We start from the raw sequence: 23,779 nt of genomic DNA, 5'->3' as shown, positions 1-23,779 counted from the left end.
CGAAAGTTTGATATTTCGTGCCTGACTTGGGCAGCCCGTTCAGGAACTTCCCATCCTGGCGCCCCTCGATTTGGATCGATTCCGGTTGATTGGGGTCACCGCGCATCACCGCCACCACACGCACTTCTTCGTCAGGCTTCATCGCACATCCCCCTCAGATACACCATCCGCACATACCGCCCTCGGCCGCTGCCATGCCCCAAGTCCTCGGACAACCGGCGCACCGCCTCGGACGGCTCAAATCCTTCCCGCCGATAGGCGCGGTAACGATCCTGCGCCCAGGCGTAGCGCAAACCATGCGACGCAACCTCCCCCACCAGCCCACACGCCGCGCAAGTATGTCGGTAGCGGTCACGCGCCGCCTTCAAGCTGCTCGCATCCACGAGCTTGCCCGCATGGCGTTGTGCAAGCTCTTGGGCTGCACGCACGGCGATCAGGGCGCGTTCCCGCAAGCCCTCGGGAATGACGGCAGTGCGCGTGCGTCCACCCTTGCTTCCCTCGCTGACCGTGATCGGCCGGTTCTCTGTAAGGCAGCGTTCCCACACCGCCAGACTGCCGGCGGCTTGGATGGCCTCCTGGGCACGCAATCCCAAGCACCGCTGCAATGCACTCAACACGGTGAACTCCACGCCGCGATCCCCCAAGGCAAGCGCATGCGCTTGCGCCGCAGTCAACTCGGATTCAGTGACAGCACGATGTTTGCCGACGCGATCCCCGGGCTTGGACGCGATGCCGAGCGCTTGGTTGGACCATTCCGGCGAGTCGGCTTTCGAAGCCATCCCCGCGCCGCGCATCGCGGCGCGGATGTGGCTGAGTTGATTTTGAAGGGAACGAGGACTGACGCCTTGCTGCTGCAGGTGCGCGATGTACTGGCCGATCTGCTTGCGGGTGATGCTGGCTGGCGCCAGATCGGTAAAGCGGCGCTCCTTGGCAAAGGCTTGTAGCCGCGCAAAGCAAGCATGGCGTTCCTCCCGGGTTCGGGTGGACTTCTTGCCCTGGTTGAGGGCGGCTTGCATCCACGTGGCAAGGACTGAGGTTTGCATCGAAAGACTCCTGAAGACGAACATCAAATCCAACCAGCACGACAGCCGAAAAGTTGAGGGGATGGTGCCCGGCTGATCCTCCCCCGGCAAGGAGAGGGCAGCGTGAACAATGGGCGGTGGCGTAGCCGCAGAAACGATGCGGAGCGTGCTCAGTTGAAACAGCATGAGCGGGCTGAATGGCGGGGCTAGAAAATGTGGCGCGCGAAAAAAGTCAGCGGCGCGCGCTCGTCACGGATACGTGGAAGGGTGGGGCAGGCGTGCGTCACGTGGGACGTGACGCACTGAACAGCGTGGTGGTACGCCGCGAGGTGTCAAAGTCGAGCAGTGGGAAGCCCACGCATGCCGACGCCATGGCGTCATGCGCAGCGGTCGTGCGGGTCTGTTGTGCGGCAGACCGAGCACGCCCATTCAGCTCGTGGGTTTCTCTGGGGTGGGAAGGCGTCGTTCAAGCGACGCAGGGCCGCTGTTGGCGCAAAGCCACGGCAGTTCCGAATCGGCGGTGAGGCCGATGTTCATGCAGGCAAGGTGCCCGAGGCTTGATGACGAGAGAGGTTGGCGATCGTGGCAGCGTTTAGCCGACGATCGCCGCGCGAGTCAGAGACTCGCCTGAGTGTGGTTCCGCTTGTGCGGTGCTTGAAAACAGTGCGCAATGCATTGCGCTGGTGAAACTCTACCAGCTCCGTGCTATCTTGCAAGCGACCGGAAACAGTCGGCATCAGCGTTGTATGGGAGTCACACTCGCATTATTTAATGCAGAATTTTTCGTGGGGAGAGGTGGTGGAATTTTGCCCACTTGCGCGAGGTAAAAAGCTCAATCGGAACAATACCTTGTGTCTACGATGTGTGGGTCGTCCACCCGCCAAAAAACAGTTTAAGTCCTTGGTTATCGAGGGCTTTCTGAGCATTTCAAGGCTTTGCTCCCACAAAACCTACCCTAGCAAATTTGCCCTGGTAGGTTTATTTTTGCCTGCAATTTTTTGCTTCATGGCGGCATCGGCGCGCTACTCCCCCCAGGGGTTTAATCCCTGCATGGTGAGCCTTGACCCTGGCCGATCGCTGCCTTCCTGGATGCAATTCCGCGCTGGCCATCACACCAGCCCGCCTGACTCTCTCCCCACCAGTCGGCACTTTCTTGAAATCCTGGAATGTGCCCCGCATCGCCATCAAAAGCTTGCTCGCACCTGTTTCCGAGGTCCTGAGCCTGTCGCAGCAGGAGCTACGAGCTGCACGGATCAACTGCAGGACCGTGCGATTGTGTGGGGCGCAGCAGATCATGCCGTGCGATTCAAGCACGGTATGGATATTAATGGGCAAATTCAGACCGCTGCATTTTGACCAGTGTTTCAAGCACTCGCAACTCATTATCCGTGAGACACATCGCAGCGGCTACCCAATCATTCACAACTGAATTCAACTCATCATAATTGAGTGCGGTCATCCTGGCTTTAGCATGCTGTAGGGCTTGTCTGGCCTTGCGGCGCTTACTATGCTCGACAATAAACTCCCCGATTGCGCTTTCGCCGGCCCCTGAAGGGCAAACACGATCGATGATGCCAATTTCCTCTAATTCATTAGCCGAATAGATCTTGCCATTGCGCATGATTTTTTCCGCTTCATAAACTCCAATTCGGCGCGCTAATAAGCTCATCCCGCCGGTACAAGGGAAGAGGCCGAAAAGGATTTCCGGGAAACCGAATTCAGCATGTTCTTCTGCAACGATATAGTCCGCGGACAAAGCTGTCTCAAACCCACCACCCAAGGCGCGACCTTGGACAAGGGCAATGGTGGTGCTCTGCCGAGTGATTGCGGTGGCCCATTGATACATCATGTCAAGGCATTGCACGGAGTAGATGCGAAGGGAGTCGGAATCACCTCGCCGGATGCACTCTAGAAAATGATTGAGATCACCACCAACATTGAAATAATCAGGGTGCCTGGAGCGCAGAACCGCGTAATGAATCGGATCATCTCGATCATCGTCACTCCACATGCTTTGATTTTCGCTGATGTGACTGATCAAACCTTGGAGTGACTGGAGCAGCCGCTGAGAAAAATTCTGCGGGCGGTTTCTCTGGATCGCCATGCTGATCCACAGTACACTCAGTGCAGGATCAAAGTCAGCCTCGACAAGAGGCGTCGAGAGCGCAACGACATTCGCGTCTGTACTTAGCATGGTTAGATTCAGTCGAATGTGGAGGACCGTACCACCAGAGCCGCATTGGTCCCGCCGAAGCCTGCAGATAGGCTCATGGCATGTCGTACGGGCTGATCGAGCATCGTCTCAGTCACATGCCGAATGCCACTGCATTCTGGATCGAGGTCGGAAAGGTGTGCCGTTGCTGGAATGAACGAATGGCGCAGAGCTAGAACACAGACCAGAAGTTCCATGGCGCTGGCTGCGCCGAGCATGTGGGCATGCAAGGCCTTCGTAGCGCTCACAGGAACCGACTGCGCTGCATTGCCGAGGACTTCTTTTAAAGCTGCCACTTCGACGGGATCACCGCCGCGCGTAGCGGTGGCGTGGGCATTGATGTAGTCAAGTTCGGAGGCATCGATGCCAGCAGTGCGCAGGGCCGAACGCATCGCAGCGATCTGTCCGCGCTGGTGGGGTGAACCGATGTGATGGCCGTCAGAAGCGATGCCCCAGCCAGCAACAAATGCATGAATTGGGGCCTGACGTCGTTCTGCGTGCTCACGCGATTCCAGCACGAAAAACACGCTTCCCTCCCCCAAGACTAAACCGGTGCGCTGGCGCGAAAAAGGGCGACAACTTTGGGACGGCACAGCGTCGACTTCGGCTAACGCGCGAAGCCCATCCCATGCACCAAGAAATACAGGTGTCAGCGCTGCTTCCGCTCCACCGGCAATTGCAATGTCAATTTCCCCGTTCCTGATTTGCCTGCAAGCGTCAGCAATTGCAGATCCTGACGATGAGCATGCCGATGTATGACTTGCTGTAGGCCCATATACCTGCTGCCGAATGGAAATCTGTGCAGCTCCGGCGTTAGCCATGCAACCCATGATCACATAGGGTTTGGCAGTCTTCTTCTCGCCGGTGTAAAACTGACGTGTCCACTCCCATTCAGTTGCGCCACCACCACGGACTGTCCCAAAAAAAACGCCAGCACGTTCGCCAAATGAGGAATAGTTCACGATTCCGGCGTTTTCTGTAGCTTGCTGGGCTGCCAGGATCGCCAACTGGGTCGTACGATCAAGGAAAGGCAATTCGACGCGCGTGAACGAGTCATTGAACTGGGCCTCAACGGGAGCCATCGGAAATGGCCTTGACAAGGCTTGGGATTCGAACGCCCTGACTCCTGATCGCGAAGCGAGAAGACTTTCCAAGACTGTCGTCTCTGTCATGCCGATCGGAGAGATGACGCCAATACCGGTGATTGCTATATCAATCATGACCGCCTGCTTGCATATTTTTAATAACCATATCAGCAACATCGCGCAATGTTGGATTTTTAGGAAGGTCAATATTTTTTAAATTCTGCCCGATGACGTCCTCCAGGCTCATGATCACATCGAGAATTCCCATTGAGTCCAAACCCAGATCCCCAATTGGCATGGTGTCTGGTTTGTCGGATAAATCTATGTTGAACGTCGATAGGACTATATCTTTGATTTTCTTGATAATTTGAAACTCATCCCAGATCTGATTCATGATTTCCTTTGTGTGTCGAAAGTGATTTAATATGCGTTATTCCGTGCGGGTTGTTTTGCGCTGCATCCTTTATTTCGCGGCAGCTTATTGTAAGCTCTAATTTAATATTTAAACCCTGGCATGAAAATAATAATAGATTTTATATGACGATGATTTCTTAAAAATGAACATCAATAGCGGCAACGATTGGAAAGGCGCGCCCACGATAATAATCGTCGATGATCAAGCGACGAATCGTCATTTATTGGCTGAGATTTCAAGCAATACTTGTCCGCAGGCAAACATCCTGCCATTCGAAGATCCTGTGGCCGCCCTTTCATATGCCAATACCCATCCCATTGATCTTGTTTTGACTGATTATCGCATGCCCCGAATGAACGGAGTGATGCTGATCAAGGCCCTAAGGTCGCTGGAGCATCTGGCCGAGCCGCCCATCATCTGCATCACGGCGGTCGACGATTTGGCAGTACGGTACGACGCCTTGGATGCTGGCGCCAATGACTATCTTAGCCACCCGTTGGACTACCGCGAATGCGCTGCCAGATGTCGAAACCTCCTCAATCTGCGCCGCTTCCAACTCGCAACTCTCCGTCACGCCGGCGAGTTGGAGCATAGGGTCGAGCAGGTCATACAAGATCTTCAAAAAGAAAAAATGGAGACGTTGTTCCGCCTTGCCAAAGTCGCTGAACAGCGTGACATCGATACCGGGGCGCATCTCAGCCGTATCGGGCGCTACTCGGCGTTGTTGTCGCGCCGTTTGGGGTGCAGTGAAGCCTTCACGGCCGTTTTAGAGATGGCTGCGCCGCTCCATGACATTGGGAAAGTCGCCATACCCGATCAAATTTTGCTAGCGAGGCGCAGCTTGACACCGGAGGAGTGGACAGTCATGAAGACCCACACGGTGATTGGACATGCCATGCTCTCCGGCGGTCATACGGAACACATGAGAGTCGCTGCGGAAATCGCGCGTTCACATCACGAGAAATTTGATGGCAGTGGGTATCCAGACGGCCTTTCAGGACAAGACATACCGCTTTCGGCGCGAATCCTAGCGGTGGTCGATGTTTACGACGCGCTCACTTCCAGGCGGCCGTATAAGGAGGCGTGGACGCATGAGAAAGCACAGGACTATTTGCGTCAACAGACTGGATCACACATGGACTCGGAATTGGTCAAGGTCTTCCTGGCTGATCTGACAGGGTTGACTGAAATCAGTACAAGTCTGCCCTAACGCCAAACTGGCTACGAGCCCCTTAAACCCAAGCCCTTACCGGCATGGACACCGAGTAAAGGAAGCCTATCATGGAAAAGCCAAGCATTTTTGATTACGCAACCGCGCTAAGAGGACAAGCGCAATTGCGGATGTGGTTGGCGGGCATATGCATCGCGATTTGGCTATGTGTGATTTTCACCCTGAAGTCGCCTCCTCTGTATGTATTTCTCGTGGCATTTGTCCATCTAACTTACGCAGTTGCCCTCTATGTCATGACGCATCGAGGCCGAAATGTCTGGTCAAAATGGCTCGGGTATCTGACGGCACTCCTCGACCCCCTAATGCTGACTGCTTGGGTCATTGTGATGGGGCAAACAGCTGTGCTTGTGGTTCCGCTTTTTATCTTTACTTCCATTGGCTACGGTATGCGGACCGGCAACAAGGCGATCATGCGTACCGCACAAGGGGCTTCACTCGCTGGACTTGCGATGGCTCCTCTGTTGGCATCTTACTGGCAAGATCACATGTTGTTTTGGTTTTCCAGTTTGATTTCAATTCTGATGATTCCCGGCTATGTTGCTGTCCTGATGGACAAGCTAAATCAAGCTATTGTGTTTGCCGAGCACGAGAGTCGGGCTAAATCTGATTTGCTGGCGAGGGTTAGCCACGAATTGCGTACTCCACTGGGTGGGATCTCCAATGCCGCGGAACTATTACAAGCAGAGGCAAACACGGAGAGACCCAAACAACTGGCTGCGACAATACTCACATTGAGCGGTCACTTGCTCGCGGATATCAATGATCTACTGGATCAAAGCAAGCTAACGTTGACCAAGATACAACTCAAGGCAAACCCTATCAAGCTTGCCGATCAAGTGGACATGGTTCGTGCTTCAGTCGAGACCAATGCCAGGAAAAAGGGGATCGGTTTTTCGAGCATGATCGACCCAAGAATTATCGATAACGTTGTCGGTGATTCCCATTGGCTGACACGTTTGTTGATTAATTTGGCCGGGAATTCCGTGAAATTTACGGAGTATGGCTCCGTGGCGTTGAGTATTTCTCTCTTGCGGGAATCGCCGTCCGATTATCTCTTGCGCTTTAGTATAAAAGACTCGGGGATTGGGATACCTAAAGAATTCCAGGATAAAATCTTCGATCCTTTTGTTCAGCTCGGCACAAAAAGCTTGCAGCACGCGGAAGGAACGGGTCTCGGATTGGCCATCAGCAGGCAAGTTGTCGAGGTGATGGGGGGGACTTTACGAGTCAGCAGCGATGTCGGTATAGGGAGTACTTTTTGGTTCGACCTGCGCATGCCCCGCATCCCAGCCAGTCGGAACGGATTCGAGGAATCGAGCAACATTGGCGATCTGGATCGAAAAAGCATGCTCGAACGGCGACGCATCCTGATCGTTGATGACAATGAGACCAATCGCTACCTGCTACAGGAAATATTGCAGAAAGAAGGCCACTCAGTGATTCTCGCTGACAGCGGCGGGCAAGCGCTAGATATACTTGCAGGCAGTGAGCAATTTGATTTACTCCTTCTTGACTACAACCTCGGCGATATAGACGGTAGCACGGTATTGCAAACATACCGGTTTGGCTGTCGCAATCCTGTTCCTGCTTATTTTCTGACGGCTGATGCGTCGGCATTAACAGCTTCACGGCTAAAAAATACAGGCGCGCTCGGAGTCCTCACAAAGCCAGTTCTTGCGCAAGAACTGCGTGACGTGATCAATCGCACTTGCAATTCGATGGATGTTAAGCAAAAAGTTTCATCCCTGCAAACAGTCTCAGGTCGCAAGGATTTGATGCCTGAACCTGCAGCGTCACAGCGTTTGCGCCCGATTCCTACTGTTTATATAGACATGAAGGTTATCGATAAACTCAAGCAAATCGGTACGAGGCGGGATTTTATTAAGGAATTATTGGGGCGTGCTAGCACTGATATCGAGCGCAATACGTCGCGCATTCTTGATGCACTGGAATCAGAAGATCACAATGGCGTATACGACGCCGCACATGCGCTAAAAGGCGTTTGCATGGAAACTGGTGCAATGCGTTTGATGAGCCTGGCGATTGGCATCATGCGAACAGAAAGTGCAATTCTGGTTGAACAGAAACAGAGATTGGCGCAAGATTTGCAAGAATCGAGCACGAAAACCAGAGAAGCTCTGCGCGAGGTGATCGCGGAGGCTGGGAGTCAAGATGGCACGTTCTACCAAAATGTTGATTACGGATGAAGGTTGATGCAGGCTTTTTGGGAGCTTGTCGCCCAGCAAAAATCCCAAACTTCGGCTAAAAAGCCAGCCCCTACGAACGCACCGTCTGCAAGGGCTGCATCCGAGCTGGGTACGGGCGGTTGAATTCGTCTTTGCTTGCAGTCAGCACAAAGTCGCGCGGATCTCTTGCAACAAAGCGTCAGGGGCCTCTTCGGGAATGTAGTGCCCGCAATCCAGGGCATGGCCACTGACTTGTTCGGCGACTTGGCCCCATTCACGCAAGGGGTCGAACAAACGCCCGACGATCCCTTGACGCCCCCACAACACATGCAATGGACAAGTGACGCGACGGCTTTGCTGCCGGTCCCATCGATCGTGATCCAGATCGATGGTCGCCGACGCCCGGTAATCCTCGCACATCGCATGAACAGCCCCCTCGCTACGCAAGGCAGACCGATAGGCTCCCTGCGCCTCGGGCGTGAAAGGTGTCATGCCAGCGGAACGATTGCCCATCACGGCATCGATATAAGCATCGGGGTCGGAACTGATCAGTTTTTCCGGAAAAGGGTAGGGCTGGATCAGAAAAAACCAGTGGAAGTAGGCCGTTGCAAAGGTCCGATTGGTTTGCTCATACATCGCCAGGGTCGGAGCGATGTCGAGCAAGATGGCTTTGCGTATCGCGGCAGGGGAGTCCAGGCACAGGCGGTGCGCGACCCGTGCGCCACGGTCGTGGGCGCAGATGAAGAACGATTCGAATCCCAGGCTTTGCATCACCGCAACCTGATCTGCCGCCATGGCGCGTTTGCTGTAGGTGCTGTGATCCGCTTGCCCCTGTGGTTTCGACGACGCACCGTAACCGCGTAAATCCGTCGCGACGACGGTGTAGTGTGCCGTCAAGGCATCTGCGATCTTGTGCCAGATCATGTGCGTCTGGGGATGACCATGCAGCAACAGCAGTGGTGGCCCGCTGCCGCCGATATGGCCTGCGATGCTCGAACTGCCGGCCTGGATGCGAATCGGATGAAAATTCTTGAACATACGCAGATCCTTTCAGATGCAGTTCTCGCAGGCGTTGAGTGGGTCCAGATGACATCATTGTCGCAGTGCATTCGACGTCGACGGTTTCAAGGCCGCATGGATGCGTTGATGCTGCGGCTGATGCGGTCCCATTGTGATGATGATCTGACTTCAAGGGGATGGCGGGGTCGCAGGTTTTGGCCAAGTTGGTGCCGGGGCGACCTTCTAGGTTCGATGCGTCGCGGCTGTCGGTCAAGGTGAAAGGGAAAACACGATCGGCACCAGCACCCAGCCGGAAACCGGCTTGCCTGCAGCCTGAGCTGGGATGAAGGTCCATTGCTGAACTGCGCTCAACGCCGCCGCATCGAGCTGACCATAGCCGGATGATTGCTGCACTTGAAGGGTTTCCACGTGGCCCTGGGCCGACACCTTGACCTTGAGCAAGACCGTCCCTTCCTCGCCGAGCCTGCGTCCCAGGGGAGGATAGTCGGGCTTGGGGTTGTGCAAGTAGGACGCGCCATAGGTCGGGGGTGCAGCGGACTGTTGTGCAGGGGGGGGCGGGGCCTCACCCTTGACGGATTCGTCAGGTCGCCGGGCTGACTCGGTTTCTGTCGGAGCAGAGGTCCGAGAGCGCGTGACGGGCGAATTGGCCGCTGCCGGCGCACCCGCTGGTGTGGTCTGGGCCTCGGCGTGATTCACCGGCCTCTCAGCATCGGTCATAGACGGCTCAAGCGACGGTTTCGAGTCAACCACGCGGGCGGTTTGACTGGGCAGCGCGGCTTGATGAGGCGGTGAGGGGTGCTTGACAGCCTCGCGTGGAAAGGCTCGCGTGTTCGCGGCTGCCGCCAGGGCAGGCGGTGTGCGTGGATGGTTGTTGGATGCCACGGATTGCGGTTGTACCGACAAGGCCTCGACATGGATGAGCGAGGGCATAGGCAGCTTGGGCGTGGGCACGAGACCGAACTGAAGCGCCCATAACGCCACCGCATGCAGTATCAAAACCGCCACAATCAGCGGCCAGGACACGCGTGCCGGAGGCATGTGCACCGCATCGATGATTTCCAGACTGATGTTGGAGGATGAGGTCGACATTACCACGGCACCCATTGCAAGGTCGCCAGCTCGACGGCTTCCTGGGTCTTCCACGGCGCGCGGCGGTGAATCAGCTCGGCCTTGTACAGCCCGTTGATCGTCTCGGCCAGGGCGTTGTCGTAGCTGTCGCCCTTGCTGCCAACCGAGGGCTCGATGCCGGCCTCGGCCAGCCGCTCGGTGTAGCGAATGCTGACGTATTGGCCGCATTCAACCGGTCGTCGCAACACGTCTGCGATTTTCTGACGATACCAAGTTCTCGAACACTTCAGCGGGCGTCTTCCAACCCAGGACCTTTCGTGGCCTGTTGTTGAGCGCATTGGCCACAGCCTGCAGGTTAGCGGAGTCGTAACGGCTCAGATCAGTACCCTTGGGGAAGTACTGACGCAATAGGCCGTTGGTGTTCTCGTTGGTCCCGCGCTGCCAAGGGCTTCTCGGTTCGCAGAAGAACGTCCGGATGCCAGTCTCATGACGGAGGCGCTTGTGCTGGGCCATTTCGGATCCTTGGTCCCAAGTCAGTGACTTGCGCAACCGGCGTGGCAGCGGCATCAACGCCAAGGCGATCGCCTCGCGCACGGCGTCAGCCCCGCGCCCCGCCAGCGCGGGGCCGTTCTTCACCTGCTTTGCCCCGAAGCCCGCTTGACGCGGCAAGTGCATGAGCAACGTGTACCGCGTCTTGCGTTCCACCAAGGTACCGATCGCGGAGCTGTCCAGGCCGATGATCAAATCGCCTTCCCAATGGCCAGGCTCTCTGCGCTCGCTTACCTTCGCCGGGCGCTTGTCGATCAAGTCCTGCGGACCTACAAACTGTTTGCCACGAGCTCTGACTCGGGCGCGTGGCATACGCAGTGCCCGCCCTGTCCTAAGAGATGCGCAGAGCTCTCGATGCAGACCGCCACGGCCGCCGATGTACAGCGCTTGATAGATTGCCTCGTGCGAGATTCGCATGCTTGGGTCATCCGGGTAGTCAATGGGCAGTCGATTGGCAATCTGCTGCGGACTCCAGGCGATGGCCCAATGCCGATCCTGGCGTCGCCCATGGCGCCGACCCGACCAAGCAACGCGGGGACCGACACGCCTTCCATCGGCCGTGGTGACCCCGCCGGCAATGCGCTCTTGCACGTATGCCTTCAGGAGCGGGTTGGCCGTCAACTTGGCAGTTCGAGGCCGCCTGGCTCTGCGCTGCGCGTGCCAATGCGCAGTCGTCGCGCGGTACTCGACGTAGCCGCTGCGCGTGGCTGCGTTGCGCCGCAATTCGCGCGAGATCGTGGAAGCGTGGCGACCGATCCGCCTGGCGATATCCCGAACGCCGTGCCCTTGGGCACGAAGTAGTGCAATCTCCTCACGCTCAACAAGGCTGAGGAATCGATTCGAAGGTTGTTCAAGGCTGACATCTGGCATGCCGCCACCTTGCCTGAACAGACGGGCGCCAACAGCTGGCGAGACCCCGGCAACCTCGGCGGCCTTGTCACTGGAAAGCCCTTCTGCGATCGCACGCCAGAAATGCTGACGAACCTCCCTGGTGCCAGCTCCAGGACGACCGATTGAGCCCAGCGCGGGGCGAACTCCGCGTCTGCACCGCCCATGCTTTGCACTTCCCATCTCAACTTCTTCAGGTGAAGGTGTTGCGATGACCGATTGAATTCACCCACCGTGTCATGCAGCAAGGGTTGCCCGTGCAGGCGGATCTTGCCTTTGACTCTGAGTGTCTTCAGGATTTTCGGCGTGCACACTGGAAGCAGATGGTCTTTTGCGAGGGCGATGATTCTGACGTCTTTACGCGGCGCGTCCAGATAGAACAAACCCATGTCGAACGGTTCACGTTTGAAGTTGGGAGGCTCCTCCATCGCCGTGACCGAAACCTGCACGCCGGGAAAGTCCAGGTGCAACCGTCGCAGGCGCGGTGACAGCCACAGTTGCGCCAGGGCCGGCAACGCGGCGATGTGCAGCTCGGATCCCCGCATTTCGCTGCGCAGGTTCTGTACCGCCAGCCCCATCTGATCCATCGCTGCGCTCAGGGCGGGTCGCGCATGTCGGCCTTGGGGTGTCAGCGCAATGCCCTGGCTGTGGCGTTCAAACAATGCACCACCGAGCCAGGCTTCCAGCGCTTTCACCTGCTGGGCCACGGCCGCTGGCGTCACGCACAGCTCGCGGGCCGCGGCGACGAAGCTGTTGTGGCGGGCAGCAGCCTCAAAAGCGCGTAGCGCCGTGTACGGCGGCAGGCGCAGCTTGGGTGGATCAACGGCCATGGTGTTGGGATCCAAAGTTGTGACGCCTAGATTTTCTAGCCCACCGCGCAAGAATATCTCGTTTGTGAACTGAGGGCGGCCCATCGCATACTGGTCCACGTCTTCACCCTCCGTCACTTCAAAAAGGACATGCGCATGACGGCCTTGCTGCAACACCGCCCCTGGGTTCCGGCCGGCTGCGAAGCCCTGGTTCAGACGGTGGCACAAACGACGGCAAACCAGGATGTTGATGCTGTTGCCTCCGAGCTGGGCCGCCTGGTGGAAGAAAACCACCGCATTCACGATGTGGACGGCATCAACCTCAACCCGGCCACGAATGTGATGAACCCGAAGGCCGAGGCGATGCTGTCGGCTCACCTGGGCTCGCGTGCGTCTCTGGGTTATCCAGGTGACAAGTATGAGATGGGTTTGGAGGCCATTGAGCGCATCGAGGTGATGGCCGCCGAGCTGGCCGCCGAGGTGTTCGGTGCGCGGTACGTCGAAGTGCGCGTGGGCTCGGGCGCATTGGCCAATCTGTATGTGTTCATGGCCACGTGCCAGCCGGGCGACACCATCATTGCCCCGCCAGCCGAGATTGGGGGCCATGTGACGCATCACGCAGCGGGTGCGGCCGGCCTGTACGGGCTGAAAACCGTGCCGGCCCCGGTGCATGCTGACGGTTACACGGTGGATGTTGCCGCGCTGCGCATGTTGGCACGCGAGGTGAAGCCGAAACTGCTCACCATCGGCGGCAGCCTGAACCTTTTCCCCCACCCGGTCAGCGCCATACGTGAGATTGCGGATGCGGTCGGCGCTTATGTGTTGTTCGACGCCGCGCACCTGAGCGGCATGATTGCAGGACAAGCCTGGCAGCAGCCCCTGGCCGAGGGGGCGCATGTGATGACGATGAGCACGTACAAGAGCTTGGGTGGACCGCCAGGCGGGCTGATTGTGAGCGACAACGCGTCCCTGGCCGAACGGCTGGATGCCATAGCCTACCCGGGCTTGACGGCCAATTTTGATGCCGGCAAGACCGCAGCGCTGGCTGTGAGCCTGCTGGACTGGAAGGCCTTTGGCCTCGCCTACGGCCAGGCCATGAAACGCACCGCCCATGCGCTGGCCGAGGCCCTGGACGCCCAGGGCCTGCCCGTCTTTGCCCGATCCCGAGGCTACACCCAGTCGCATCAATTGGCCGTCGAAGCAGCGCGTTTTGGTGGTGGCCAAACAGCCGCCAAGCGCTTGCGTCGCGCCAATCTGCTGGCCTGCGGCATTGGTTTGCCATTGCCTGTCGTGGAGGGCGATCTCAACGGCCTGCGTTTTGGTGTGCCGGAGATCGTGCGACTGGGCCTGGACGCGCCCGACATGCCCGAGTTGGCGTCCCTGCTTGCCCGGGCTCTGACTGGAGATCCTGATGGGGTTGCGTCCGAGGTTTCCGCCTTTCGACGGCGCTTCGGTGGCTTGCACTACATGCGCTGATCGGGTGCAACAGATCGTGAGCCAGCGAGCCGATGCGTCGCCTGTGGGGGAGGCCGCGTGATGTCTGTTTGGCCTCCAGCCGTTCGATCAGATGCCGGTCGATGCACCCGTCGACTCGGCCGTATGCGGGCGAGAAGCACGCCGTCACGAGGTGCCGATTCCTGGTTTCTATGCGTACCGCTTGTTGTTGCGGCTGGAGCCGCCTGCCACATCCGTTCATCGACTCAAGAGCCTTGCACTTGAGGCTTGAAGCCGCCGAGCCATCCATGGCTCACATTCTTTCTTTCGTCTGGAGGTTGGAAATGAAACTTAAATACGCCATGCTGGTTCTGTCACTCGCCATCGGTACTGCCTATGCGCAAGACGCAACCGTTTTGATTGGAAGCGCCGCGCCCATGTCAGGCCCGCAGGCCTCTCAGGGCCAGGACAATATCAACGGTGCGCTGATGGCGATTCGAGATCTGAACACGATGAACATCTCGATCGGCGGCAAGAAGGTGATCTGGAAAATTGACGCGCAAGACGATCAGGCGGACCCCAAACAGGCCACGATGGTCGCCCAGAAATTCGTTGACGAGAAGGTCAATGGCGTCGTCGGCCACCTGAACTCAGGTTGCACTTTTCCGGCATCCCGCATCTACAACGATGCCGGCATTCCTGACATCACCCCGTCGTCGACCGATCCGAAGATTGCCGAGCAAGGCTTCAAGACCTTCTTCCGCATCATCGCCAATGACAACGCCCTGGGCGCTGGTCTGGCGAACTATGCCAAAAACCAGATGAAGGCCAAGACCGTTGCCGTGATCGACGACCGTACGGCTTATGGCCAGGGCGTGGCGGACGTGTTCGCCAAAACGGCGCAGAAAGATGGCATGAAAGTGCTGGATCGTGAATACACCAACGACAAGGCCACCGACTTCTCCGCCATTCTGACCAAGATCAAGGCGGCCAATCCCGACGTGATTTTCTATGGTGGCATGTACAGCCAAGCAGGCCCGATGCTGCGCCAGATCAAGCAGCTCGGCATTAAGGCGGTGTTGATGGGTGGGGATGGGATTTGTACTCCTGAGTTGGCAACGTTGGCCGGCAACGCTGTGAATGGGGCGATCTGCGCGGAAGGCGGTTCGCCAATCTCGCAAATGCCAGGTGGCGATGCCTGGAAGAAGCGCTACGACGCCGAGTTTGGCGCAAAAGCTTTCCAACTCTACTCGCCGTATGCCTATGACGCCACCATGGTGCTGGCGCACGCGATGATGAAAGCTGAATCGACAGACCCGAAAAAATATCTGCCCTTCATCCGCAACATTGACTACAACGGTGTGACCAAGAATGACATTCACTTTTTGAAGGACGGCAATTTGGCGAGCCCGACCATCACTATTTCCACCTTCAGGGAGGACAAGAAAGAAGTGGTGTTGGTGCAATGAGACTGACGTCGGTGCCGCAACACGATGAGGTGTGACCTCGACAATGGTTGCGGCTCCGATGGCAGAGTCGGAGTCACATGGAGACCCCTGGTTTCAGGGGCGCTCTGGAATCACACGGAGACAAAGGGCACCGTGATCCCCCACACCGGGCGGAATCGGTCGTGCATCGAGAGACAAAGACGCTGGAGGGGTTTGCTGCGGCGCTCAGCCCCAGCGCCGCATCTTGCCCCTGCCCATGATCAGGTTGGCCCGCAGGTTGACGAGATCCTGTAACAGGCTGTTGGAATATCTTAGAGACTGTACGCAAACGATAGGAGCGCTCAATGTGGAAGGTTTCGAGATGCGCATCTCGCCCGTGAATTGGGCGCTTTCCGACCCTTTCGCAGGATCACGGATATTCTCGGACCATAGCTCGACCCCCGAAAAACGTATTTCAACAGCTTGTTAATCGGCAATTCTGTTGCGCACTGTTTCACGTGACAGCCCGTACCGCTGCATCTTCGCATAAAGAGTGCTTTTGGCAATACTCAATTGACGCGCAGCCAGCGTAAGGTTTCCCCCAGTGGCGGCAACAGTTCGATTAATCAAATCTCTTTCCCCTTCGGCAATACTTTGCATGTCCCCGCCAATAGAGCTAACCGGTCCGGCCGTCGATTTCTCGGTAGCGGCAAGCTCCGATGGCAAATCAGCACATGTCACCATTTCCCCATCACTCACGAGGACCGCGCTCTCGATAACGTTGCGCAACTCCCGCACATTTCCTTCCCAAGCGTTCAACTCCAATTGCCGGATGACGGCTGGGTTGATGGTGCTGCGTTTCAAACCCTGTTTGACGCGGAAGTGGTCAAGGAAAAATTGAGCGAGCGTCGCGATATCGCCCTTGCGTTCACGCAGGGGTGGGATGCGCAAGCTGGTCACGGCCACGCGGTAATACAGGTCCATACGGAAGCGGCCGGCGGCCACTTCTTGGCGCAGATCGCGATGGGTGGCGGCGATCAGATGGAAGCTCACCTTGCGCGGCGCTGTCTCGCCCAGTCGGTAAACCTCGCCTTGTTCCAGGACACGCAACAAGTGGGGCTGCATGTCCAACGGCATCTCGCCGATCTCATCAAGAAACAGGGTGCCGCCGGCTGCGGCTTCGATCTTCCCTGCAAGTCCGCCTTTGCGTGCGCCCGTGAAAGCACCGTCAGCGTATCCAAATAATTCACTGGCCAGGAGTTCTCGCGACAGGCCTCCGCAGTTCAAGACGACGAAGGGTGTGGCACCGCCTCCATGGATACCGCGAGCGAACTCCTCCTTGCCTACGCCTGTTTCTCCCAATAGCAGCACCGAGGCTTTAGCTCGCGCGATTTGGCGGGCTTTGGCGATGATGGCCTGCATCGCAGCGTCCGATGTGATGATGCCGGCGAAGGGATCCTTTTCGGTCTCGCTGGCCTCGGATGGGGCAGTTGCGTGGCGTTGGCTGAGGGTCGTCGGCGGTGTTGAAATACACGCCTTGAGCGAAGGGATCACCAGGAGCGTGCCGAGATGCTCGCCGTGATCGACGATGGATTCGATCCATTCGGGGCGAATCCACGACGGGATCGTGCCTCGTGTCAGACTGCGGCGCAGCGTGCCTGCGGCAAGCTCTGGAATGCGGCGTGAGGCGGGCCATTCAAATTCGCCGCCGGCTGCAAGGATAGCCACATGTGCATGCTCGTTAACCTGGACGGGAAGCCCACGCCTGTCGAATAACACGGCGCCCTGGTTTCCCAACGATGCGCTGTGCTGCGCCCAATAGTTGAGTAGGCGGTAACGGCGCTCCATCTCGCCAATGGTGAGACGGTTTTCAATCCGGTTCGCCGTGGCCACGACGAGTGCAAGGCTCTGTCGACTGAAGGTTTGCGACAGGCCTGATATATCCAAAACCCCGATGATTTCCCCGTCCGTGGGATGTCGGATCACGGTGGCGGAACACGTCCAACGCTTGATGCCCGCGCAGTAATGCTCCGCAGAGTGGATCTGCACGGGTTGGCCCACAGCCAGAGCTGTACCGATTGCATTCGTGCCGCAAAACCTTTCACTCCATGTCACTCCAGGTACGAGGAAGATCGACTCGGCGGAGTTCTTGGCCGGCGTGTCCCCCTCCGTGCTCAGGATGGTGCAGTTGGTATCGGCCAACACCATCATGGTGCCGGTCTCCGCCAGGAAATCACGCGCACTGGCCATCATGGGTGCGCTGACTTCAAGTAACTCCCTCTGGCGCTCGCGCAGCAGGAAAAAATCCTGTTCGGAAACAGGAAGTGGACCTGCGTGCCGCGTGGGATCCACATTGGCGCCCTGGCACCGCTGCCACGATGCATTGACGAGGTCGCGCAGCGTATTGGCGGCAGCGTCTTCGCCATTAAGGAAGCGTTCCCACGAATACATGACGCTCGCATCCTTGCCCGGGATCCGAAAACATCTGATGGGGATCCAGAATCTCCATGGATTGACTCCTGATTCGGGTGCGCCCCCTGACGTGCGTGGCGTATCCGGATAGATCGGTCACTGTTGGTCGCGGCCTGTGGCCGAACATGCCAACGCTGGCACCCGGCGCTGTTATCTACGGCTCTTGAGCACATGAGCTTTTACGCCCTTTTATGGTGCTCGTCCAGATAGGAGTAACCCGGACCAGCGTGCCGGCCCCGCCTGCGCCTTCCTCATCGCCACCCCTTGGTTCAATTGGTATGGCTTGAGCGCGCTGATCATATTTCTGGGACCTCGAAACGGCGTGGCCATCGCGGCAGCCGCCGTGCTCACAGGGTGGGGAACCGGAATGCTGGTTGATGGGTGGGCCCTGCGGTCAAGCCGCGTTGCGCCCGCCTCGCCGGCGCTTGGCAGGGAGGGTATTGCCGAGGCGTCGGCCACCTGTGCGCCTGCCGAATCATCCTGTGCGACCGAACGCTGCGGTTGTGACTCTGGCGAGTTGGCCTCCGCAGAAGGATCCGGTTGGTTCGACTTCCACGAGCCAACGCGGAAACTGCGCGCGGCTTTGGGTACGGCCATCGCGCTGTTTCGCGAGCTGGCGCCTTGGATCGGTGCGGGCATCCTGCTTGGCGCGGCGGCCAAGGTGTACCTGCCGGCGGATTGGGTCAGCCGATACCTCAGCGGCGAAGGGATCGCGGGTGTCGGCTTCGCCCTCGTGTTCGCCGGCATCGTGTACACGGACAGCCTCGGCTCGCTGCCCTTTGTCCATGCCTTGCTGGAAAAAGGCATGGGTCCCGGCAATGCCATGATCCTGCTGGTTGCCGGAGTGGGCAGCAACGTCTCGACGCTTGGCCCCGTCGCGCGCGCCATGGGGCGGCGCAGCGCGACGCTTTATGCCCTCGGCGTGCTCGTCATCACCGGGATCTTGGGGTTCGCGCTCAATCGTTAGCCCCTACCGGCCCGAAGCATCAACCGTCGATCGGCAACCAGACACCTTCAATATTGGGCGTCTTTCCTTTTCCCTATGGTTGACTGGCGGCTGTGCGTCTCCAGACGCAGAAGGCTCATCGCATTAGTGCTTCGATGAGTTGTCGCACGGCTGGCGTGCTGTACTCCCGTCCCCCGACGGCCTGCCGGACGATGCGCCCTTGCTTGTCGATCAGATAGGTCGTCGGAATGCCCATCACGCCGAAAGCAGGGGCTGCATCAAGCCGACTTGCCTGAATCGACCGCGCCACAACTGGCTGCCGACTCACTCTTTGAAGCCCAGCGCCTTGAACACCAAGGCAGCCGGACAAAAGCCAGTGAAGCCCATCTGGAACAGATTGAGGCCGACGAAGGCCGTCAGCCACAGCCAGGTCGGGTGGAGCAGGTCGACCTGTCCCATGATCTGGGCCAGCACCAGGCTGAGCAGCACCATGAACCCAGCCATGATGCTGACCATACGATTGACTGTCATTGAAATCTCCTTGGACGATGCGCGGGGAAAAGACACAAATCAGAGGCAGGCCTGGCCGACGAACTTCAGTTCGCCGGAGCTGCGAATGCCTGGGCGCGCAAATGGACCTTGCCCTTTGTGGCAAGCTGCGCCACGAGATGGATTGCACTGGCCTCGCTGATCTTGAGTTGTGAAGCCAGCGCAGCGGTATCGACTTCGCCCTGTTGGGCCAGCGCCGCAAGCGCTTCACCCTCCAGACTCTCCATCCAGGTGGCAAACAGCGCATGCAGCTCCGGCGTGGCAAAGGCTGCCATCGTCGTCGTTGTGTGCATCGCATTGAGCATCTCGGCTTGCATGCCCATGCACATGCCCATCATGTTCTGCATGGGGTTCGGAGCCTCGCCTGACTGCTGATTGCGCATCTGCCCCATCATCTTCTGCATCATGGCCATCGGGCCTTCGCCGCCCGAGCCCATTTGGGCCATCATTTTCTTCATCATGCCCATACCCGTCATCATCGGGTTGGCACCACCGCCCGATTCAGGCTGTGATTCGCTGCCTGTCTTGCTGTCTTGATCTTTCGCTTCCATGTCAATCTCCTGGTGGATGATGCCGTTGATCGTCTCGGCGTTACGGGTGGTTTGTCACCAGCGCCGCACCGAGACCGATGAGGCGGCGTGTCTTGCGGTCCAATGCTCCCTCCGGGCCATAGACCGTTGCATGAAAATGGTTGCCCTGCTCGATGATCGGTTCATGTTGCGCGGGCATGACGTTCTCCTGGGTCGGGTTCGTGGGTGCGGGTGAAGATGGCCGCATAGTGGTAGGGCGGCAATTCGGCCTGCGCTTCCAGGGCGAAGCCTGCCGGCTCAACCACGGCTTGCGTCTGCGCGGCAGACATGCGCAATTCGGTGCGCGGCCCCCGTGGTTGACCCAGCACGGGGGTCTGTTCGCGCGCGATGGGGTGCCAGTTGACGATGGCGAAACGCCCGGGCGGTTTGAGAACGGCGGCGATTTCCCGGGCCAATGCCGTCGGGTCCGGCACGCCGTGGAAGGTGTTGGCGATGAGGACATGATCAACCGGCGCGGGGATCAACCGACTCAGCTTCATGGCATCCCCAAGCACCCAATCGCAATGACCATAGGGCACACAGACGGCCCGAGCTTGCTCCAGCATGATGGGGTCCAGGTCGAAGCCGATGACGCGGCCCGAGCCGACACGTCGTGCAATCGCCGCGGTGAAATAGCCGTCTCCGCAGCCCAGATCGACCACGTGCATGCCCGGCTCAATGCGCAAGGTCGCGATCAAGCCGTCAGGATCGGGCCACAAGGTCTGCCACCAATCCTGATCCGGCATCGCGGTGGCGGGAAACAAGCGTTCCTGCATCATGCTTCGAGATCCTTCTTCATGCGCTGGTAGTCATCGGCGCTGATTTCTCCGCGCGCATATCGCTGATCGAGGATGTTCCGCGCGGTCGACTCACCGCCTGGCCCGCGTCGGTGCATGCCGGAGCCGCCGCACATCGGTCCACCGGTGCCGCGGAACAAAAAGATCAACAGAATGACCAGAAAAATCAGCGGAAAAATCCACATCCAGGGAAATCCGCCCCACGGTCCGTTGAACCACATCATGATCTCACCTCCAGAGTCGTTGTTGACGTCGCCGCGCCGGGCCGGCCAAGCCGAGACGCGCCTTCGGTTGGTGGAATCTGGCGAGCATCCAGCCAATTCGCGAGCTCCTGCAGGATCCCCGGCAAGCTAGGGTCGGCAAGGCAGTAATAGATGAAAGGGCCGCGGCGCTCGGCGCGCACCAAGCCGGCTTCTCGCAGCATGCGCAGGTGAAAGGAGACATGAGTCTGGCCCATGCCGGTGGCCTGGATGATGTCCGTGACCGGACGGCATTCCAAACCCAATCCACACAAGATGCGCAGGCGGGTTGGTTCGCCCAGCACCTTGAAAGCGGCCACCAAACGGGTTTGCTCGGAGGTGGAGAGTGCCATGGCATCAAATGAATTGTTGTTTATATGAAAAATCATTCATATAATAGCGCCTCTTCGGCATATGTCAAAGGCCATGCTTGCGGCAGGCCGAGCGCTTCGCCCGGTTGGAATGAAGCCCGCTCGCTGACTGGTGTGGGGATGCACCGCGAGCAAACGCATCCCGATGTCCGGATGGGTCGCATGACCGCCCACTCCGCGTCGGTGAGTGGGGCTGATTTGCACAGGATGGCATCGGGCACACCAATCTTGCCCAGATCGTGCAAAAACCCACCCAGGCTGACGCGCGCGACCTCTACTGCATCCAGTCCCGCCGCAGCGGCAAGCAAGCGTGCATAGCGGGAAACGCGCCACAAATGGCCGCCGGTATACGGATCGCGTGCCTCGACAAACGATGCCATGTTGAGCAGGCTGACCAGCAGGTGATCGGCCGTCTCGTCGGACCTGGGCCGGGTGCGCGGACCAAGCCAGCGTGCGAACCATCCGCTTCGCCACGTCAGCGCACCTTCTTGACGTGGCAGCCCTGCGCGGGTTTGTTCGTCATCGCCTTGTTGCTGCATGGTTCTTATATGGATGCCTCCCGGCGGTCAAGCGCGATGGGCGTTGTGGGTGTGAAGAAGTCGGCTGCGGTCTTATATCCGGCCTTGGTTGTGGGGTGGTCTGGTTGCCCAGTCTGGCCCACGGGCCCCGATGCATCTCCGCTGACAAGCGCCTCATCTCCTGGAGTGGACTGTTGAAGTCCAGCAAACCATGCAGGTTTGGCTTGTCCCGGTCTGACCTGTTTCACATCACGTCGCTCTTTGCTGCCGTCTCGCCTTCAAAGCGTTCCACATTCCTTTCTTGAAGTGGGGGATGAAAGGGCTCCAGGGTCTCAGGCCGCGTGTGGCCGCAGACTCTGATAACCGCGTTGGTACTCTTGTTGCTTGGCCGTGACGGCCCAGATCGTCCTGGCCATCTTGGCCGTCTGCGCCACGATCACCACATTGGCAGGCCATCTTTGCTGGAGCTGCTGCAGCCACGCTCCCGGCTCCTTGGTGTGGCGAAGCACGCTGCGTGCGCCGTGGATGAGCAGGGTGCGCACATAGGTGTCGCCGCGCTTGGAGATGCCCTGCAGCCGCACCCGCCCGCCGCTGCCCGTCTGCCTGGGCACCAGCCCCAGCCAGGCGCAGAACTCGCGCCCGGACTTGAACGCTGCGGCCTCTCCCATCGTGGCGATGGCCGCCGTGGCGGTGAGCAGGCCCACGCCGGGGATCTGGGCAATGCGCTGCATCTGCGGATCCTGGCGCAATTGCACGGCCAGACGGCGCTCGATGGCGGCGATGTCCACGGTGAGCGCCTGGATCCACGCCACCTGCTCGCGCAAACTGTCGGCAACGCTCTGCGGCAGCGTGCCCGACAGATCCTCCAGCGCCGCCTCGATCTCGCCCAGCAGCGCCTTGGTGCCTGGGGCGAAGGTGGCGCCGAACTCGTCGAGCAGGCCGCGCAGCGCGTTGGTCTGCATGGTGCGCATCTTCATGAGCAGTTCGCGCTGGCGGTGCAGCGTCAAGGTGGCTTGCTGCGCGACGGTCTTGATGCCCACGCCCTTCACGCCAGGCTGCTGCACGGCCAGCCAGATCGCCCGCGCGTCCGTCGCATCGGTCTTGTTGCCTGCCACGAAGGGACGCACGATCTTGGCGTGCAGCAGTCGCACGCTGTGGCCCAGCGCCTGCAACTGGCGGCCCCAGTGGTGGGCACCGCCACAGGCTTCAATCGCAATCAGGCAGGGCTGGCGATTGGCGAAATGCTCCAGCACCTTCGCGCGCTTGATCTGCACGTTGACGATCTCGCCCGTGGCCATGTCCACGGTGTGCATCTGAAAGACGTGTTTGGCAATGTCCAGCCCGACGACCTGCAGGCCGCCCTGGGTGCCGATGCGTTGTCCTGCTTGCATGCCAGAAGTACGATTCATGACGGATCCTCCGTGGTGTTTGTGAAGACCGTGGTCTATCACGCCTTGGGCACATCGATGCCGTATCCATCGGAGGATCCACCCCGCCACAGCGGGTCTTGCCCCTCAACGCCATGCGGCCTCATCTCCGTGCCCCTGCATCAGTCCCCGTGGGGAGGGAGGCATCCATAGCATCTCCACTTGTTTCTCGATGTCCTCATCAGTCGCGCAAGCTGCGCTAACCTGACAGGCAGGAGGGGAAAAGTCCATCGAGATGCTTGGCGTCGATCGGCAGTTCGTCCCTTCACGCTGGGATTTGCAGTCCTGAATCGGAGCCAAGACGATGCAAGCTATTTCGGATGACTTCACCATCGGCACTGCCGCCTTGGCGACAGGGGTCCATGTCGAAACCATCCGGTTCTACCAGCGCAAGGGCTTGCTGTGCGAGCCCGAGCGACCGCAGGGCAGCTTCCGCCGCTACGGACCCGATGACGTCGCCCGCCTGCAATTCATCAAATCCGCCCAGCGCATGGGCTTCAGTCTCGACGAGGTCGCCGGCTTGCTGCAACTCGACGACGGCATGC

General features: G+C 58.8%; 21 protein-coding genes and 3 pseudogenes. 6 read left to right on the top strand and 18 right to left on the bottom strand.

Annotated features, from left to right (window positions below; all coding sequences use genetic code 11):
- Window positions 1–131 precede the first annotated feature (131 nt).
- The 4 genes from ACYCUK_RS17555 to ACYCUK_RS17540 form a co-directional block, all read right to left on the bottom strand.
- Complete coding sequence (locus tag ACYCUK_RS17555; RefSeq protein WP_461595963.1) at window positions 132–1,043, bottom strand: integrase domain-containing protein; 912 nt, start codon at window positions 1,041–1,043, stop codon at window positions 132–134.
- A gap of 1,303 nt (window positions 1,044–2,346) precedes the next feature.
- Window positions 2,347–3,216: a crotonase/enoyl-CoA hydratase family protein gene (locus ACYCUK_RS17550; RefSeq protein WP_461595962.1), complete on the bottom strand. Its 870-nt coding sequence runs from the start codon at window positions 3,214–3,216 to the stop codon at window positions 2,347–2,349.
- 8 nt (window positions 3,217–3,224) lie between these two features.
- The gene (locus ACYCUK_RS17545) at window positions 3,225–4,496 is read right to left on the bottom strand and encodes a beta-ketoacyl-[acyl-carrier-protein] synthase family protein (RefSeq protein WP_461595961.1); all 1,272 of its coding nucleotides are present in this window, start codon (window positions 4,494–4,496) and stop codon (window positions 3,225–3,227) included.
- Window positions 4,447–4,713: an acyl carrier protein gene (locus ACYCUK_RS17540; protein WP_461595960.1), complete on the bottom strand. Its 267-nt coding sequence runs from the start codon at window positions 4,711–4,713 to the stop codon at window positions 4,447–4,449. Before ACYCUK_RS17540 ends, ACYCUK_RS17545 begins: the two co-directional genes overlap by 50 nt.
- A 163-nt stretch (window positions 4,714–4,876) precedes the next feature.
- Between ACYCUK_RS17540 and ACYCUK_RS17535 the strand changes: the two genes are divergently transcribed.
- The gene (locus ACYCUK_RS17535) at window positions 4,877–5,944 is read left to right on the top strand and encodes an HD-GYP domain-containing protein (RefSeq protein WP_461595959.1); all 1,068 of its coding nucleotides are present in this window, start codon (window positions 4,877–4,879) and stop codon (window positions 5,942–5,944) included.
- A gap of 71 nt (window positions 5,945–6,015) precedes the next feature.
- Entirely contained in the window at window positions 6,016–8,172 is a 2,157-nt protein-coding gene (locus tag ACYCUK_RS17530) for an ATP-binding protein (protein WP_461595958.1), read from the top strand.
- Between the two features lie 141 nt (window positions 8,173–8,313).
- Here the strand turns inward: ACYCUK_RS17530 and ACYCUK_RS17525 are convergent, their stop codons facing one another.
- The 5 genes and pseudogenes from ACYCUK_RS17525 to ACYCUK_RS17505 all read right to left on the bottom strand — a co-directional run.
- A complete protein-coding gene (locus tag ACYCUK_RS17525; RefSeq protein ID WP_461595957.1) occupies window positions 8,314–9,189 on the bottom strand; it encodes an alpha/beta fold hydrolase in 876 nt (291 codons plus the stop codon).
- A gap of 231 nt (window positions 9,190–9,420) precedes the next feature.
- A complete protein-coding gene (locus ACYCUK_RS17520) occupies window positions 9,421–10,260 on the bottom strand; it encodes an energy transducer TonB (RefSeq protein WP_461595956.1) in 840 nt (279 codons plus the stop codon).
- A pseudogene (locus tag ACYCUK_RS17515) lies at window positions 10,260–10,460 on the bottom strand (IS3 family transposase); the annotation flags it as partial. The gene ACYCUK_RS17520 and the pseudogene ACYCUK_RS17515, both read right to left, overlap by 1 nt.
- A 7-nt stretch (window positions 10,461–10,467) precedes the next feature.
- Window positions 10,468–11,859 (bottom strand): IS30 family transposase, encoded by a 1,392-nt coding sequence (locus ACYCUK_RS17510; protein WP_461595955.1) that lies wholly within the window; start codon window positions 11,857–11,859, stop codon window positions 10,468–10,470.
- Window positions 11,860–11,900: 41 nt separating this feature from the next.
- Window positions 11,901–12,506, bottom strand: a pseudogene (locus ACYCUK_RS17505) (LysR family transcriptional regulator); the annotation flags it as partial.
- 135 nt (window positions 12,507–12,641) lie between these two features.
- On the opposite strand from ACYCUK_RS17505, the gene ACYCUK_RS17500 reads away from it, so the two are divergent.
- On the top strand, window positions 12,642–13,961 hold the full coding sequence (locus tag ACYCUK_RS17500) for an aminotransferase class I/II-fold pyridoxal phosphate-dependent enzyme (protein ID WP_461595954.1): 1,320 nt from the start codon (window positions 12,642–12,644) through the stop codon (window positions 13,959–13,961).
- Window positions 13,962–14,263: 302 nt separating this feature from the next.
- Complete coding sequence (locus ACYCUK_RS17495; protein ID WP_112486473.1) at window positions 14,264–15,388, top strand: branched-chain amino acid ABC transporter substrate-binding protein; 1,125 nt, start codon at window positions 14,264–14,266, stop codon at window positions 15,386–15,388.
- A gap of 444 nt (window positions 15,389–15,832) precedes the next feature.
- Here the strand turns inward: ACYCUK_RS17495 and ACYCUK_RS17490 are convergent, their stop codons facing one another.
- A complete protein-coding gene (locus ACYCUK_RS17490) occupies window positions 15,833–17,797 on the bottom strand; it encodes a sigma-54-dependent Fis family transcriptional regulator (protein WP_461595953.1) in 1,965 nt (654 codons plus the stop codon).
- Window positions 17,798–18,059: 262 nt separating this feature from the next.
- On the opposite strand from ACYCUK_RS17490, the pseudogene ACYCUK_RS17485 reads away from it, so the two are divergent.
- Window positions 18,060–18,785 (top strand): annotated as a pseudogene (locus ACYCUK_RS17485) (permease); the annotation flags it as partial.
- 303 nt (window positions 18,786–19,088) lie between these two features.
- Here ACYCUK_RS17485 and ACYCUK_RS17480 read toward each other — a convergent pair.
- The 8 genes from ACYCUK_RS17480 to ACYCUK_RS17445 form a co-directional block, all read right to left on the bottom strand.
- The gene (locus ACYCUK_RS17480; protein ID WP_276729964.1) at window positions 19,089–19,295 is read right to left on the bottom strand and encodes a YgaP family membrane protein; all 207 of its coding nucleotides are present in this window, start codon (window positions 19,293–19,295) and stop codon (window positions 19,089–19,091) included.
- A gap of 65 nt (window positions 19,296–19,360) precedes the next feature.
- A complete protein-coding gene (locus tag ACYCUK_RS17475; RefSeq protein WP_461595952.1) occupies window positions 19,361–19,864 on the bottom strand; it encodes a hypothetical protein in 504 nt (167 codons plus the stop codon).
- A gap of 40 nt (window positions 19,865–19,904) precedes the next feature.
- Window positions 19,905–20,042 carry a hypothetical protein gene (locus ACYCUK_RS17470; protein ID WP_461595951.1) on the bottom strand — a complete coding sequence of 46 codons (138 nt, stop codon included), beginning with the start codon at window positions 20,040–20,042 and terminating at the stop codon, window positions 19,905–19,907.
- The gene (locus ACYCUK_RS17465) at window positions 20,026–20,661 is read right to left on the bottom strand and encodes a class I SAM-dependent methyltransferase (protein ID WP_461595950.1); all 636 of its coding nucleotides are present in this window, start codon (window positions 20,659–20,661) and stop codon (window positions 20,026–20,028) included. Before ACYCUK_RS17465 ends, ACYCUK_RS17470 begins: the two co-directional genes overlap by 17 nt.
- Window positions 20,658–20,903, bottom strand: a complete 246-nt coding sequence (locus ACYCUK_RS17460; RefSeq protein WP_461595949.1) for an SHOCT domain-containing protein — start codon at window positions 20,901–20,903, stop codon at window positions 20,658–20,660. Before ACYCUK_RS17460 ends, ACYCUK_RS17465 begins: the two co-directional genes overlap by 4 nt.
- Window positions 20,900–21,271: an ArsR/SmtB family transcription factor gene (locus tag ACYCUK_RS17455; protein ID WP_461595948.1), complete on the bottom strand. Its 372-nt coding sequence runs from the start codon at window positions 21,269–21,271 to the stop codon at window positions 20,900–20,902. The genes ACYCUK_RS17460 and ACYCUK_RS17455 overlap by 4 nt, the downstream gene beginning before the upstream one ends.
- 32 nt (window positions 21,272–21,303) lie before the next feature.
- Complete coding sequence (locus ACYCUK_RS17450; RefSeq protein ID WP_461595947.1) at window positions 21,304–21,828, bottom strand: HD-GYP domain-containing protein; 525 nt, start codon at window positions 21,826–21,828, stop codon at window positions 21,304–21,306.
- A 311-nt stretch (window positions 21,829–22,139) separates the two neighbouring features.
- Complete coding sequence (locus tag ACYCUK_RS17445) at window positions 22,140–23,198, bottom strand: IS110 family RNA-guided transposase (RefSeq protein WP_461595964.1); 1,059 nt, start codon at window positions 23,196–23,198, stop codon at window positions 22,140–22,142.
- 340 nt (window positions 23,199–23,538) lie between these two features.
- Here ACYCUK_RS17445 and ACYCUK_RS17440 point away from each other — a divergent pair.
- On the top strand, window positions 23,539–23,779 hold a 241-nt coding region (locus ACYCUK_RS17440; protein WP_461595946.1), incomplete at its 3' end, for a MerR family transcriptional regulator.

The organism is Thiomonas sp. (assembly GCF_054608695.1).
Note: the sequence above shows the minus strand (reverse complement) of the source record. Positions and strands in the feature narration are given on the sequence as shown.

Bases quoted from the DNA above. Each gene is read 5' to 3' on its own strand.
- ACYCUK_RS17495 (WP_112486473.1), top strand. From the start codon at position 14,264: ATGAAACTTAAATACGCCATGCTGGTTCTGTCACTCGCCATCGGTACT.
- ACYCUK_RS17520 (WP_461595956.1), bottom strand. From the start codon at position 10,260: ATGTCGACCTCATCCTCCAACATCAGTCTGGAAATCATCGATGCGGTG.
- ACYCUK_RS17455 (WP_461595948.1), bottom strand. From the start codon at position 21,271: ATGGCACTCTCCACCTCCGAGCAAACCCGTTTGGTGGCCGCTTTCAAG.
- ACYCUK_RS17470 (WP_461595951.1), bottom strand. From the start codon at position 20,042: ATGCCCGCGCAACATGAACCGATCATCGAGCAGGGCAACCATTTTCAT.
- ACYCUK_RS17465 (WP_461595950.1), bottom strand. From the start codon at position 20,661: ATGATGCAGGAACGCTTGTTTCCCGCCACCGCGATGCCGGATCAGGAT.
- ACYCUK_RS17525 (WP_461595957.1), bottom strand. From the start codon at position 9,189: ATGTTCAAGAATTTTCATCCGATTCGCATCCAGGCCGGCAGTTCGAGC.
- ACYCUK_RS17535 (WP_461595959.1), top strand. From the start codon at position 4,877: ATGAACATCAATAGCGGCAACGATTGGAAAGGCGCGCCCACGATAATA.
- ACYCUK_RS17545 (WP_461595961.1), bottom strand. From the start codon at position 4,496: ATGTTGCTGATATGGTTATTAAAAATATGCAAGCAGGCGGTCATGATT.
- ACYCUK_RS17510 (WP_461595955.1), bottom strand. From the start codon at position 11,859: ATGGGAAGTGCAAAGCATGGGCGGTGCAGACGCGGAGTTCGCCCCGCG.
- ACYCUK_RS17500 (WP_461595954.1), top strand. From the start codon at position 12,642: ATGACGGCCTTGCTGCAACACCGCCCCTGGGTTCCGGCCGGCTGCGAA.
- ACYCUK_RS17445 (WP_461595964.1), bottom strand. From the start codon at position 23,198: ATGCAAGCAGGACAACGCATCGGCACCCAGGGCGGCCTGCAGGTCGTC.
- ACYCUK_RS17460 (WP_461595949.1), bottom strand. From the start codon at position 20,903: ATGATGTGGTTCAACGGACCGTGGGGCGGATTTCCCTGGATGTGGATT.
- ACYCUK_RS17550 (WP_461595962.1), bottom strand. From the start codon at position 3,216: ATGCTAAGTACAGACGCGAATGTCGTTGCGCTCTCGACGCCTCTTGTC.
- ACYCUK_RS17490 (WP_461595953.1), bottom strand. From the start codon at position 17,797: ATGTATTCGTGGGAACGCTTCCTTAATGGCGAAGACGCTGCCGCCAAT.
- ACYCUK_RS17530 (WP_461595958.1), top strand. From the start codon at position 6,016: ATGGAAAAGCCAAGCATTTTTGATTACGCAACCGCGCTAAGAGGACAA.
- ACYCUK_RS17555 (WP_461595963.1), bottom strand. From the start codon at position 1,043: ATGCAAACCTCAGTCCTTGCCACGTGGATGCAAGCCGCCCTCAACCAG.
- ACYCUK_RS17475 (WP_461595952.1), bottom strand. From the start codon at position 19,864: ATGGAAGCGAAAGATCAAGACAGCAAGACAGGCAGCGAATCACAGCCT.
- ACYCUK_RS17450 (WP_461595947.1), bottom strand. From the start codon at position 21,828: ATGCAGCAACAAGGCGATGACGAACAAACCCGCGCAGGGCTGCCACGT.
- ACYCUK_RS17480 (WP_276729964.1), bottom strand. From the start codon at position 19,295: ATGACAGTCAATCGTATGGTCAGCATCATGGCTGGGTTCATGGTGCTG.
- ACYCUK_RS17540 (WP_461595960.1), bottom strand. From the start codon at position 4,713: ATGAATCAGATCTGGGATGAGTTTCAAATTATCAAGAAAATCAAAGAT.